Raw genomic sequence first — 13,279 nt, 5'->3', positions numbered from 1 at the left:
GACCCCGACACCCCCCCCGTGAGCGCCCGCGCCCCTCCGTCACGCCGCCACGGGGGCGAACCGGTGCATTTCGTCGGCTCCGGGCTGGACGACGCCGTAGCTGCTCTCCGGCACCTCGTTCCAGGCGCCGGGCAGGTCGCCGAGGGGCTCGGAGACGACGAGGCGGGTCTCGTCGGAGATGTCCTGCAGGAAGGCGACGTCGGGGTGCAGCCTGCGCAGGGCCTCCACCCGGCTGCTGTAGAACAGCGAGCGGGAGGCGTGCGCGCTGGAGTAGCGGAAGGCCCAGAGGCGCTCGCCGTCGGTGAGGGCGAGGGTCATCTGGAGGGGGAACTCCACCCCGTGCTCGCGGCCGACCCGCTCCACGACGCCCGCCATGCGCGCCACGGCGCCGGGCGGGTCCTGGTCCAGGCCGTAGGTCAGGGCCAGGTAGAACATCACCTCGGAGTCCGTGGTGCCCCCGATGTCGGCGTAGAGCTCGGGATCGACGAGCATGGTGAGGTCACGGCGCATGAGGTGGAACCCGGCGATGGCGCCGTTGTGCATGAACATCCAGCGTCCGTGCCGGAACGGGTGGCAGTTCGACTGCTGCACGGCCGTCCCGGTCGACGCCCGGATGTGGGCGAAGAACAGCGGGGAGCGGACGTGGTCCGCCAGCTCCCGCAGGTTCCGGTTGTTCCACGCGGGGCCCACGTCCCTCAGCAGCGCCGGGGTCTCGTCGTGCTCCGTGTACCAGCCGACGCCGAACCCGTCGCCGTTGGTGGTCTCCACGCCGAGCTTGGAGTGCAGGCTCTGGTCGATCAGGGAGTGGGCCGGTCTGTACAGGAGGGTGTCGAGCAGCACCGGTGTCCCCCGGTACGCGAGCCATCGGCACATGTGTGATCACCTGGGTCCCTGCCGGATCTGCGGTGGCCTCGCGCACGCCGTCCGGCCCTCCCATTCTCGGCGCCCTCCCCGCGGGGCGCACATCGGCGCCGGCGGGACGCCCGGGCCGGACGAACGGGCCGGCGGGGCCGGGCGCACGTGAGGAGGGCGGCTCGGGCACGTCACGCACCGGAAACGGCGAGGCAACGCACCCCCGCCAGGATCGGCGCATGACGGAGCCGGACAGCGCGTTCGCCACCCCCGCCGGGCTGCTCGTGAGGATCGTCGGACAGCTCGGGGCCCAACTGGCCCAGGTGCGTCCGTACGACCGCCGGCAGCGGAAGCACGACGAGGAGGTATGCCCACCGATGAACGCACCCGCCCCCGCCGAAGAGAGCCGCACCGTGCTCACCACCCCCACCCCGGCCGCCTCTGGCCCGGCCGCTTCCGCCCCGGCCGCCCCCGCCCCGACCGTGCCCCCGTCCGCCTCGGCCGCTCCCACCCCGGCCGCTCCCACCCCGGCCGCGCTCACTTCGCCCGCGCCCGCCCCGCCCGTCCCCGCGCCCGCCCCCGTCCTCGTCGCCGTGGGACACGGCAGCCGTGACCCCCGGGCCCGGGCCGCCCTGGCCCGGCTCCTCGACCGGGTGCGCGAGCTGCGCCCGGGCCTCGACGTCCGCCTCGCCCACATCGAGCTGAACGCCCCGCTGCTCGACGACGCCCTCGCCGGACTCGCCGCCGCCGGCGGCCGGGACGCCGTCCTCGTCCCCCTCCTCCTCGCCCCCGGCCACCACGTCACCCACGACCTGCCCGCCGCCCTGGCCGCCACCCCCGCCCTCCGCGCCCGCGTGGCCGACCCCCTCGGCGCCCACCCCCTCCTCGTCGAGGCCCTCGCCGACCGCCTCGCCGAGGCCGGCTGGACGCCCGGCGACCCGGGCGCCACCGGCGTCGTCCTCGCCTCCGCCGGCTCCCGCGACCCCCGGTCCGGCGCCGTGACCCGCCGGATCGCCGCCCTCCTCGGCGAGCGCCTCGGCGGCGTCCCCGTCCTCCCCGCGTACGCCTCCGCCGCCGCGCCCACCGTCCCCGACGCCGTCCGCGCGCTCACCGCCCGGGGCCGGCACCGGGTCGCCGTCGCCTCCTGCTTCACCGCCCCCGGCCTCTTCGCGACCCGCGCCGCCGCCGACGCCCCCTGGATCGCGTCGGACCCGCTGGGCCCCCACCCGGCCCTCGCCCGGCTGGTCCTGCACCGCTACGACCACGCCCGCACCACCCTCCCCGTACGGGAACTCGCCGCCGTCTGAGCTCTTCTGTCGGCCCCTCCGGTTACCTTCGACGCATGGCAGGCATCGAGGACACCAAGGACAGCGCAGACATCACCGACACCCCCGGATACGACGAGACCGCGACCGCACGCTGGGCCGCGGAGCCCGACAAGCGCCCCGGGCGCACCGCCTTCCAGCGCGACCGCGCCCGCGTGCTGCACTCCGCCGCGCTCCGCAGGCTCGCCGGAAAGACGCAGGTCGTCACCCCCGGCACCCGGAGCCACGCCTGGGACGCCAGCCCCCGCACCCGGCTCACGCACTCCCTGGAGTGCGCCCAGGTCGGCCGGGAGCTGGGCGCGGCCCTCGGCTGCGATCCCGATCTCGTCGAGGCCGCCTGCCTCTCCCACGACATGGGCCACCCGCCCTTCGGGCACAACGGCGAGCAGGCGCTCAACGACGTCGCCAAGGACTGCGGCGGCTTCGAGGGGAACGCCCAGTCGCTCCGGCTCCTCACCCGCATCGAGCCGAAGCGCTTCGTGAAGGACGCCGACGGGGAGCTCGTCAGCGTCGGGCTGAACCTCACCCGCGCCGCCCTCGACGCCGCCACCAAGTACCCGTGGGCGCGCGGCGGCCACCCCGAGGACCCCGGCTCGCCGAAGTTCGGCGTGTACGAGGACGACCTGCCCGTCTTCGAGTGGGTCCGGCGGGGCGCCCCCGCCCACCGCAAGTGCTTCGAGGCCCAGGTCATGGACTGGTCCGACGACGTGGCCTACTCGGTCCACGACTTCGAGGACGGCCTGCACGCCGGGCACATCGACCCGAACATGCTCCTCGCCGAGCCCGAGCGCGCCGACATCTGGGCGGTCGCCGTCGGCCGCTACGTACCCGGGGACACCGACCCGCAGGAGCTCGCCGAGGCCCTCGACCGGCTGGTCGACCAGGAGTGGTGGCCGCACGGCTACGACGGCTCGGCCGTCGCCCAGGCACGGCTCAAGGACGCCACCAGCCAGCTCATCGGCCGCTTCTGCCTGGCCGCCGAGGGCGCCACCCGCCAGGCCCACGGCTCCGGCCGCCTCACCCGGTACGGAGCCGAGCTCGTCGTCCCGCGCGAGACCCGCAACGAGTGCGCGGTCCTCAAGGCCGTCGCCGACCGGTACGTGATGCAGCGCCCCCAGCAGGAGGCGCTCCGCGCCGACCAGCGCGTCGTCGTCGCCGAGCTCGCCGAGGCCCTCGCCGCCCGCGCCCCCGACGGCCTCGAACCGCAGTTCCGGGCCGCGTTCGACGCGGCCCGCGACGACCGGGCCCGCAAGCGCGTCCTCGTCGACCAGATCGCCAACCTCACCGACGCCTCCGCCCGAGCCCTCCACGCCCGCCTCCGCAGGCGCTAGCCGCGGTACGGCCCTCTTCCGTCGCCCCCCTCCGTACGGGACCCTCGCAGGCACGGCCCGGGGAGGTACGACGGGACGAACGCCCGGGGGCGTAGGTTGGAACCGGTCGCAACGAGGAGGAAACGACGTGGTCGACGCAGATCAGACCTTTGTCATCGTCGGCGGGGGCCTGGCAGGGGCCAGAGCGGCGGAGACCCTGCGCGCCGAGGGGTTCAACGGCAGGGTGATCCTCATCGGCGACGAACGCGACCACCCCTACGAGCGCCCACCGCTCTCCAAGGGCTACCTCACCGGCGCCAAGGAGCGCGACAGCGTCTTCGTCCACGAGCCCGCCTGGTACGCGGCGAACGACGTCGAGCTCCACCTCGGCCAGTCCGTCACCGCCGTCGACCGCGAGGCCCGCACCGTCCGCCTCGGCGACGGCACCGTCATCCGCTACGACAAGCTGCTCCTCGCCACCGGCGCCGAGCCGCGCCGCCTCGACGTCCCCGGCACCGAACTCGCCGGCGTCCACCACCTGCGCCGGCTCGCCCACGCCGACCGGCTCCGCCAGGTCCTCGCCGGCCTCGGCCGGGACAACGGCCACCTGGTGATCGCCGGCGGCGGCTGGATCGGCCTGGAGGTCGCCGCCGCCGCCCGCGGCTACGGCGCCGAGGTCACCGTCGTCGAGGCCGACCCCACCCCGCTGCACCGGGTCCTCGGCCCCGAGCTCGGCCAGCTCTTCGCCGACCTGCACACCGACCACGGCGTCCGCTTCCACTTCGGCGCCCGGCTCACCGAGATCACCGGCCAGGACGGCATGGTCCTCGCCGTCCGCACCGACGACGGCGAGGAGCACCCGGCGCACGCCGTCCTCGCCGCGATCGGCGCCGCGCCCCGCACCGCCCTCGCCGAGAACGCGGGGCTCGCCCTCGTCGACCGGGCCGACGGCGGCGGCATCGCCGTCGACGAGTCCCTGCGCACCTCCGACCCCGACATCTACGCCGCCGGCGACGTGGCCGCCGCCCACCACCCGCTCCTGCACGCCCGGCTCCGCGTCGAGCACTGGGCCAACGCCCTCAACGGCGGCCCGGCCGCCGCCCGCGCCATGCTCGGACAGCACGTCTCGTACGACCGGGTGCCCTACTTCTTCTCCGACCAGTACGACCTGGGCATGGAGTACTCGGGCTGGGCGCCGCCCGGCACGTACGACCAGGTCGTGGTCCGCGGCGACACCGGCAAGCGCGAGTTCATCGCCTTCTGGCTCAAGGAGGGCCGGGTCCTCGCCGGGATGAACGTGAACGTGTGGGACGTCACGGGCCCCGTCCAGGACCTCGTCCGCGCCCGTACGGCCGTGGACCCGGACGCCCTCGCCGACGCCTCCGTGCCCCTGGAGAGCCTGGTCTGATCGGCTCCGCGCCCCCGTCCCCCCGTCCTCCGGGGGGCGGCCCCCGGACCCCCGTACACTTCATGCGTGGCAGGCAGGATCAACGATGACGACGTGAAGGCGGTACGGGACGCGGTCCCGATCGACGCCGTCGTGTCCGAGTACCTCCAGCTGCGCAACGCGGGCGGCGGCAACCTCAAGGGCCTCTGCCCCTTCCACGACGAGAAGTCGCCCTCCTTCCAGGTCAGCCCCAGCAAGGGACTCTTCCACTGCTTCGGCTGCCAGGAAGGCGGCGACACCATCGCCTTCGTGATGAAGATCGACCACCTCTCCTTCTCGGAGACGGTCGAGCGCCTCGCCGCGAAGGCGGGCATCACCCTGCGGTACGAGGAAGGCGGCTACAACCCCGGCCACCAGCGCGGCGAGCGCATCCGCCTGATCGAGGCCCACAAGGCCGCCGCCGAGTACTACGCCGGCCAACTCGGCTCGCCCGAGGCCGAGATCGGCCGGAAGTTCCTCGCCGAGCGCGGCTTCGACCAGGCCGCCGCCGAGCACTTCGGCGTCGGTTACTCCCCGGCCGGCTGGGACCACCTCACCCGCTTCCTGCGCGGCAAGGGCTTCTCCGACAAGGAACTGATCCTCTCCGGCCTCTCCCAGGACGGCCGCCGCGGCCCCATCGACCGCTTCCGCGGCCGCCTCATGTGGCCGATCAAGGACGTCGGCGGCGAGATCGTCGGCTTCGGCGCCCGCAAGCTCCGCGACGACGACAACGGGCCCAAGTACCTGAACACGCCCGAGACGCCGATCTACAAGAAGTCCCAGGTGCTCTACGGCATCGACCTGGCCAAGAAGGACATCGCCAAGATCAGCCGGGCCGTCGTCGTCGAGGGCTACACCGACGTCATGGCCTGCCACCTCGCCGGCGTCACCACCGCCATCGCCACCTGTGGCACCGCCTTCGGCGGCGACCACATCAAGATCCTCCGCCGGCTCCTCATGGACAACGGCTCGGCCCGCGTCATCTTCACCTTCGACGGCGACGCCGCCGGCCAGAAGGCCGCCCTGCGCGCCTTCGAGGACGACCAGAAGTTCGCCGCCGAGACGTACATCGCCATCGCCCCCGACGGCATGGACCCCTGCGACCTCCGCCTCGCCAAGGGCGACGAGGCCGTCGTCGACCTCGTCCGGCCCCGCACCCCGCTCTTCGAGTTCGCCCTCCGCCAGATCGTGAGGCGGTACGACCTGGAGACCCCGGCGGGACGCGCCGCCGCCCTCGACGAGGCCGCGCCCATCGTCGCGAAGATCAAGAACATCGCCTCCCAGCACGAGGTCGCCGTCCAGCTCGCCGGCATGCTCGGCATCCTCGACACCCAGTTCGTGGTCCGGCGGGTCGCCCAGATCGCCCGCTGGCAGCGGCAGGGCGGCGAGCGCGGCCCCGGCCGGCAGCAGCCCCAGCGGACGTACGACACCCCCGCCCCGGCCGCCGCCCCCCCGGGCCCCGCGCTCAATCTGCGCAGCCCCGCCCACCGCACCGAGCGGGAGCTCCTCAAGCTCGCCCTCCAGCGGCCCGAACTGGTCTCCCCGGCCTTCGACGCGTACGGGGCCGACGAGTTCACCGCCCCGCCCTACGCGGCCGTCCGGCAGTGCATCCAGGACGCGGGCGGCGCCACCGGCGCCCCCTCCGACTACCTCGACGCCGTCCGCGAGGCCGCCCCCAACGACTCGGTCCGCGCCCTCGTCACCGAACTCGCCGTCGAGACGATCTTCGCCAAGACCGTCGACGAGGCCTACGCCGGCGACCAGCTCGTCACCGTCCGCCTCCGCGCCGTCGACCGCCGCATCCGCGACGTCCAGGGCACCCTGGCCCGGCTCGGCCCGAACGGGGACCCCGAGCGGACCGCCGCCGTGCAGAACGAGCTGTGGGTCCTCACCCAGTACGGGCAGTCCCTCCGGAACAACGGCGCCGCGGCCCTCTGACGCACGTTCGGTCACGACCCGGTCTCAAAAAGTCACCGCACGCCCCTCGTGGCGGCGATGTGTCGTACCCCACACTGGATGACGGTGCCGTTCCGCCCCTCCTGGAGGTCGCCCGCCGTGCAGACCGAGATCCGGACCGTGTCGCAGGAGCCGTCCCCCGAGGAGCCGTCCCCCGAGGGGCCGGACGAGCCGCCGGAGATCCCCGTCCAGCGCAGCCGCGCCGGCGACCCCGGCGGCAACGGCCCCTCCTCCGACCTCTTCCGCCAGTACCTGCGCGAGATCGGCCGCATCCCGCTGCTCAGCGCCGAGGAGGAGGTCGAACTCGCCCGCCGCGTCGAGGCCGGACTCTTCGCCGAGGAGAAACTCGCCGGCACCCCCGACCTGGACACCCGGTTGGCGATCGACCTGGACCGGCTCGTCGTCCTCGGCCGGATCGCCAAGCGCAAGCTCATCGAGGCCAACCTCCGCCTCGTCGTCTCCGTCGCCAAACGGTACGTGGGCCGCGGCCTCACCATGCTCGACCTCGTCCAGGAGGGAAACCTCGGCCTCATCAGGGCCGTCGAGAAGTTCGACTACGCGCGGGGCTACAAGTTCTCCACGTACGCCACCTGGTGGATCCGCCAGGCCATGTCCCGGGCCCTCGCCGACCAGGCCCGGACCATCCGCGTCCCCGTGCACGTCGTCGAACTCATCAACCGCGTCATCCGCGTCCAGCGCCGCATGCTCCAGGAGCGGGGCTACGAACCCACCGCCGAGGAGGTCGCCGCCCAGCTGGACCTGGCCCCCGAACGGGTCGGCGAGGTCCTCCGCCTCGCCCAGGAACCCGTCTCCCTGCACGCCCCCGTCGGCGAGGAGGACGTCGCCCTCGGCGACCTCATCGAGGACGGCGACGCCGCCTCGCCCGTCGAGTCCGCCGCCTTCCTGCTGCTCCGCCGCCACCTGGAGGACGTCCTCTCCACCCTCGGCGAACGCGAACGCAAGGTCGTCCAGCTCCGCTACGGCCTCGACGACGGCAGGCCCCGCACCCTGGAGGAGATAGGCCGCATCTTCGGCGTGACGCGCGAACGCATCCGCCAGATCGAGTCCAAGACCCTCAGCAAACTGCGGGACCACGCCTACGCGGACCAGCTCAGGGGCTACCTGGACTGACGAGGGGGTGCCCCGCCGGTCACGGCAGGACACCCCCGGGGCCGGGCCGCCGTCAGTCGACCTCGGCGACCGCCTGCGCGAACTGTGCCGCGTACAGCCGGGCGTAGGCCCCGCCGGACGACAACAGCTCCTCGTGCGTGCCCTGCTCGACGATCGAGCCGTTCTCCATCACCAGGATCACGTCCGCGTCCCGGATCGTGGAGAGCCGGTGCGCGATCACGAACGAGGTCCGCCCGGCCGCGAGCCGGGCCATCGCCTTCTGGATGAGGACCTCGGTGCGGGTGTCGACCGAGCTGGTCGCCTCGTCCAGGACGAGGATCACCGGGTCGGACAGGAACGCCCGCGCGATGGTGATCAGCTGCTTCTCGCCCGCGCTGACTCCCGCCCCGTCGTCCTCGATCACCGTGTCGTACCCGTCGGGCAGGGTCCGGATGAACCGGTCGGCGTGCGCGGCGCGCGCCGCCTCCTCGACCTCGGCCCGGGTCACCGGGCGCGTGGCGCCGTACGCGATGTTGTCCGCGATGGTGCCGCCGAAGAGCCAGGTGTCCTGGAGGACCATGCCGATGCCCTTGCGCAGCTCCTCGCGGGACATCTGCGCCACGTCCACCCCGTCCAGGGTGATCCGGCCGCCCGTCACCTCGTAGAACCGCATCAGCAGGTTCACCAGGGTCGTCTTGCCGGCGCCGGTCGGGCCGACGATCGCGACCGTCTGCCCCGGATCCACCGAGAGCGACAGGTCCTCGATGAGCGGCTTGTCCTCCTCGTAGCGGAAGGAGACGCCCTCCAGGGCCACCTTGCCCTTGAGGCCGAGCGGCTTCTCGCTCGTCGGACCGTCCGGCTCCTGCTCCTCCGCGTCGAGCAGCTCGAAGATCCGCTCCGCCGAGGCGACACCGGACTGCACCAGGTTCGCCATCGACGCGACCTGCGTCAGCGGCATCGAGAACTGGCGCGAGTACTGGATGAAGGCCTGCACGTCGCCGATGGACAGGCTGCCGGTGGCCACCCGCAGACCGCCGACCACGGCCACGAGCACGTAGTTGATGTTCGAGACGAAGAACATCACCGGCTGCATCACGCCGCTGTTGAACTGCGCCTTGAACCCGGCCTCGTACAGCGCCTCGTTCTGCTCGCGGAAGCCCTTCGCGGACTCCTCCTGCCGGCCGAAGACCTTCACCAGGGCGTGCCCGGTGTACATCTCCTCCACGTGCGCGTTGAGCGCGCCCGTCGACTTCCACTGCTGCACGAAGTGCGGCTGGGAACGCTTGCCGATCCTCGCCGCGACGAACACCGAGACCGGCACCGTCACCAGCGCCACCAGCGCGAGCAGCGGCGAGATCCAGAACATCATCCCGAGCACGCCGACGATCGTGAGCAGCGAGTTGACCAGCTGGCCCATCGACTGCTGGAGCGTCTGCGAGATGTTGTCGATGTCGTTGGTCGCCCGGGACAGCACCTCGCCGCGCTTCGCCTTGTCGAAGTACGAGAGGGGGAGCCGCGCCAGCTTCGTCTGGACGTCCTCCCGCATCCGGTAGACCGTCCGGTTGATCACCTTGATCGACATGCGGGTGGAGACCAGCATCAGCAGGCCCGCCGCCACGTAGATCGCGAGGACCCACAGCAGGACCCCGCCGACCGCGCCGAAGTCGATCCCCTTGCCGGGGGTGAAGTCGACCCCGGACAGCATGTCGGCCATGCCGCCGTCGCCGTCCGCGCGGAGCTTGTCCAGGGCCTGCGCCTTCGTGACGCCCTCGGGAATGTTCCGCCCGACGACGCCCGCGAAGATCAGGTCCGTCGCCCTGCCGAGGATCTTCGGCCCGACCACGGAGGCCGCCACCGAGAGCACGCCGGCGATCAGCATCAGCCAGAGCGTGCCGCGCTCGGGCGCCAGCTGCTTCAGCAGCCGCTTGCCCGAGCCCTTGAAGTCCATGGACCGCTCACCGGACTGGCCCATCATCATGCGTCCGCCAGGACCGGCCATCAGGCTGCCTCCGCCTCGGTCAGCTGGGAGAGCACGATCTCCCGGTACGTCTCGTTCTCCGCCATCAGCTCCCGGTGCCGTCCGGTGCCCACGACCCGGCCCTCGTCGAGGACGACGATCCGGTCGGCGTCCCGGATGGTGGAGACGCGCTGGGCGACGATCACCACGGTCGAGTCCGCCGTCTCCCGGGCCAGCGCGGCCCGCAGCAGGGCGTCCGTCTCGTAGTCGAGCGCGGAGAAGGAGTCGTCGAAGAGGTAGATCTCCGGCCGCTGCACGAGCGTCCGCGCGATGGCGAGGCGCTGGCGCTGGCCGCCGGAGACGTTGGTGCCGCCCTGCGCGATCGGGGCGTTCAGGCCGTGCTCCAGTTTCCGTACGAAGTCGGCGGCCTGGGCGACCTCCAGGGCGTGCCAGAGCTCCTCGTCGGTGGCGTCGGGCTTGCCGTACCGCAGGTTGGTGGCCACCGTGCCGGAGAACAGGTACGGCTTCTGCGGGACGAGCCCCACGGTCCTGGCCATCAGGGCGGAGTCGAACTTCCGCACGTCGACGCCGTCGACGAGGACCTCGCCGCCGGTGGCGTCGAAGAGCCGGGGCACGAGCCCGAGCAGCGTCGACTTGCCGCTGCCCGTCGAACCGATGATCGCGGTCGTCTCACCGGGCCGCGCCACCAGCGCCACGTCCTTCAGGACCGACTCCTCCGCACCCGGATAGCGGAAGTCCGCACTCCGGACCTCCAGGTGCCCGCGCCGGTCGAGCGTCTTCACCGGCTCGGCCGGCGGCACGACGCTCGTCTCCGTGCCGAGGACCTCCTCGATGCGCTCCGCGCACACCTCGGCGCGCGGCACCATCATGAACATGAAGGTGGCCATCATCACGGCCATCACGATCTGCATCAGATAGGCGAGGAAGGCGGTCAGCGCGCCGATCTCCATCCCGCCGCTGTCGATGCGGTGCGCGCCGAACCAGACCACGGCCACGCTGGACACGTTCACGACGGTCATCACCGTCGGGAACATCAGCGCCATCAGCCGCCCCGTCGCCATCGACACGGCGGTCAGCTCGCCGTTGGACCCGCGGAAGCGCTCCTCCTCGTACGCGTCCTTCACGAAGGCGCGGATGACCCGGTTGCCGGTGATCTGCTCGCGCAGCACCCGGTTCACCGTGTCGAGCCGCTCCTGCATGGTCCGGAAGAGCGGCCGCATCTTCCGCACGATCAGCGAGACGGCGACGCCGAGGACCGGCACCACCGCGAGCAGCACGCCCGACAGGGGGACGTCCTGGCCCAGCGCCATCACGATGCCGCCGACGCACATGATGGGCGCGGACACCATCAGGGTGAACCCCATCAGGACCAGCATCTGGACCTGCTGGACGTCGTTGGTCGTGCGGGTGATCAGCGACGGGGCGCCGAAGTGGCCGAGCTCCCGGGCGGAGAAGGACTGGACCCGGTCGAAGACCGCGCCGCGCACGTCGCGGCCGAGCGCCGAGGCGGTCCGCGCGCCGTAGTACACGGCCCCGATGTTGCAGAGGACCTGGACGACGGAGACGCCGACCATCAGGGCGCCGAAGCGCAGGATGTAGCCGGTGTCCCCGTTGACGACACCGTGGTCGATGATGTCGGCGTTCAGGGTCGGCAGGTAGAGGCTCGCGCAGGTCTGCAGGAACTGCAGCAGGACGAGCAGCGCGATGGGTTTTCGATAGGGCCGCAGATGGGTTCGGAGAAGTCTTATGAGCACGGCTCCTACTATCGCCCGCACCCCGGAAGCGTTACGACTCGGTTTCGGGGCACGGGCGGAGCCCGGGGCAAGACTTTACGAACCGAACGCGCCCGGGTGGATCTGCTCCCGCGTCGCCCCGTACTGCTGCCGCACCGCCTGCCCCGCCGACAGGTCGTCGCCCGGCTCCAGGATCTGCGCGACCGCCCCCTGCCACGGCGGGGGAGCGGACGGGGACAGCGTGCCCCGCGCGACCCCGAGCGCCCAGGCGGCCTGCCGGGCCGCGCCGAGCGCCGCGTAGTCGGCCGGCTGGGGGACGACGACCTGCGCGCCGAAGAGCGCCGGCGCCAGGGCCTGCACCGCCGGCAGCGCGGCCGCCGCGCCGAGCAGGAAGACCCGCCGCACCTCGACGCCCCGCCCGCGCAGCACGTCCATGGCGTCGGTGAGCGCGCAGAGCATCCCCTCGAACGCCGCCCGCGCCAGGTGCTCGGGCTTCATCGACTCGCGCCGCAGCCCGCTGAGCGTGCCCGCCGTGTGCGGCAGGTTCGGGGTCCGCTCGCCCTCCAGATAGGGCAGCAGGACGAGCCCCGAGGCACCCGGCGTCGACTTCAGGGCCAGCGCCGACAGCTCGTCGAGCGACTCCAGGCCCAGCATCTCGGCGGTCCCGCGCAGCGCCCGTACGGCGTTGGAGGTGGAGACGACGGGCAGGTGCATGCCGGTGGCGTCGGCGAAGGAGGTGATCATGCCGCTCGGGTCGGCGAGGGCCTCGTGGTGCACGGCCATCACGGAGCCGGAGGCGCCGAGCGAGACCACCGCGTCGCCGGGGCCGAGACCGAGGCCGAGCGCGGCGGCCATCGTCTCGCCGGTGCCGGCGGAGACGAGGAGGCCCTCGGGGGTGATCCCGGCGGCCTCGGAGGGCCCCAGGACCTCGGGCAGCACCGCCTGGTGGCCGAGCGCCAGTTCGACGAGGTCGGGCCGGTACGCGCCGGTGCGCGCGGACCAGTAGCCGGTGCCGGAGGCGGCGCCCCGGTCGGTGGTGCGGCGGACGGGACGGCCGAGGAGCTGCCAGACGAGCCAGTCGTGGGGCTGGAGGACCAGGGCGACCCGCTGGGCGTTCTCGGGCTCCGTACGGGCCAGCCAGCGCAGCTTGGCCACCGGCTGCCCGGCGCCGGGCACGCTGCCGACGGCCTCGGTCCAGGCCTGCCGGCCGCCCAGCGACTCCACGAGGTCGGCGGCGGCGACCTGCGCCCGCTTGTCGTTGCGGACCAGCGCGGGCCGCACCAGGCCGCCCTGCGCGTCGAGCGGCACGAGCCCGTGCTGCTGCGCGGAGACGCCGATGGCCTCCACGCCCTCCAGGAGGCCGCCGGCGGCGGCCTCCCCGAGCGAGAGCAGCCAGGTCTGCGGATCGACGTCGACGGCCTTGGGTTCCCCGGGATGCGCGGCGTACCCCTGCCGCAGTACGGCACCCGTGTCCGTGTCACAGACGACGATGCGTGTGAACTCCGCAGAGCTGTCCAGTCCGGCGACTATCCCCATGACACATGATTCTGCCGCACGCGCGGCCCCGGGGCCGCCGTTGTGACGCGCGC

General features: G+C 73.0%; 9 protein-coding genes. 5 read left to right on the top strand and 4 right to left on the bottom strand.

Annotated features, from left to right (window positions below):
* Window positions 1-39 precede the first annotated feature (39 nt).
* Window positions 40-873 carry a class II glutamine amidotransferase gene (locus IE180_RS10510; protein WP_190156545.1) on the bottom strand — a complete coding sequence of 278 codons (834 nt, stop codon included), beginning with the start codon at window positions 871-873 and terminating at the stop codon, window positions 40-42.
* 356 nt (window positions 874-1,229) lie between these two features.
* Here IE180_RS10510 and IE180_RS10505 point away from each other — a divergent pair, with 356 nt between their 5' ends.
* The 5 genes from IE180_RS10505 (at window position 1,230) to IE180_RS10485 (ending at window position 8,000) form a co-directional block, all read left to right on the top strand.
* A complete protein-coding gene (locus IE180_RS10505) occupies window positions 1,230-2,159 on the top strand; it encodes a sirohydrochlorin chelatase (protein ID WP_373302738.1) in 930 nt (309 codons plus the stop codon).
* Between the two features lie 35 nt (window positions 2,160-2,194).
* Window positions 2,195-3,508, top strand: a complete 1,314-nt coding sequence (locus tag IE180_RS10500) for a deoxyguanosinetriphosphate triphosphohydrolase (protein ID WP_190156544.1) — start codon at window positions 2,195-2,197, stop codon at window positions 3,506-3,508.
* A gap of 127 nt (window positions 3,509-3,635) precedes the next feature.
* Window positions 3,636-4,895 carry an NAD(P)/FAD-dependent oxidoreductase gene (locus tag IE180_RS10495; RefSeq protein WP_190156543.1) on the top strand — a complete coding sequence of 420 codons (1,260 nt, stop codon included), beginning with the start codon at window positions 3,636-3,638 and terminating at the stop codon, window positions 4,893-4,895.
* Between the two features lie 66 nt (window positions 4,896-4,961).
* Window positions 4,962-6,851: a DNA primase gene (gene dnaG / locus IE180_RS10490; protein WP_190156542.1), complete on the top strand. Its 1,890-nt coding sequence runs from the start codon at window positions 4,962-4,964 to the stop codon at window positions 6,849-6,851.
* Window positions 6,852-6,929: 78 nt separating this feature from the next.
* The gene (locus IE180_RS10485) at window positions 6,930-8,000 is read left to right on the top strand and encodes an RNA polymerase sigma factor (RefSeq protein ID WP_373302720.1); all 1,071 of its coding nucleotides are present in this window, start codon (window positions 6,930-6,932) and stop codon (window positions 7,998-8,000) included.
* Window positions 8,001-8,052: 52 nt separating this feature from the next.
* Here the strand turns inward: IE180_RS10485 and IE180_RS10480 are convergent, their stop codons facing one another.
* The 3 genes from IE180_RS10480 to IE180_RS10470 form a co-directional block, all read right to left on the bottom strand.
* Entirely contained in the window at window positions 8,053-9,978 is a 1,926-nt protein-coding gene (locus IE180_RS10480; protein WP_190156541.1) for an ABC transporter ATP-binding protein, read from the bottom strand.
* Window positions 9,978-11,711, bottom strand: a complete 1,734-nt coding sequence (locus IE180_RS10475; protein ID WP_190156540.1) for an ABC transporter ATP-binding protein — start codon at window positions 11,709-11,711, stop codon at window positions 9,978-9,980. Before IE180_RS10475 ends, IE180_RS10480 begins: the two co-directional genes overlap by 1 nt.
* A gap of 75 nt (window positions 11,712-11,786) precedes the next feature.
* A complete protein-coding gene (locus IE180_RS10470; protein ID WP_190156539.1) occupies window positions 11,787-13,226 on the bottom strand; it encodes an FGGY family carbohydrate kinase in 1,440 nt (479 codons plus the stop codon).
* Window positions 13,227-13,279 lie beyond the last annotated feature (53 nt).

This window comes from Streptomyces litmocidini (assembly GCF_014649755.1).
Lineage (GTDB): Bacteria > Actinomycetota > Actinomycetes > Streptomycetales > Streptomycetaceae > Streptomyces > Streptomyces litmocidini.
Note: the sequence above shows the minus strand (reverse complement) of the source record. Positions and strands in the feature narration are given on the sequence as shown.

Excerpts from the sequence above, each read along its gene's own strand:
- IE180_RS10500 (WP_190156544.1), top strand. The coding sequence starts at position 2,195 with ATGGCAGGCATCGAGGACACCAAGGACAGCGCAGACATCACCGACACC.
- IE180_RS10480 (WP_190156541.1), bottom strand. The coding sequence starts at position 9,978 with ATGGCCGGTCCTGGCGGACGCATGATGATGGGCCAGTCCGGTGAGCGG.
- IE180_RS10510 (WP_190156545.1), bottom strand. The coding sequence starts at position 873 with ATGTGCCGATGGCTCGCGTACCGGGGGACACCGGTGCTGCTCGACACC.
- IE180_RS10470 (WP_190156539.1), bottom strand. The coding sequence starts at position 13,226 with ATGGGGATAGTCGCCGGACTGGACAGCTCTGCGGAGTTCACACGCATC.
- IE180_RS10485 (WP_373302720.1), top strand. The coding sequence starts at position 6,930 with ATGACGGTGCCGTTCCGCCCCTCCTGGAGGTCGCCCGCCGTGCAGACC.
- IE180_RS10505 (WP_373302738.1), top strand. The coding sequence starts at position 1,230 with ATGAACGCACCCGCCCCCGCCGAAGAGAGCCGCACCGTGCTCACCACC.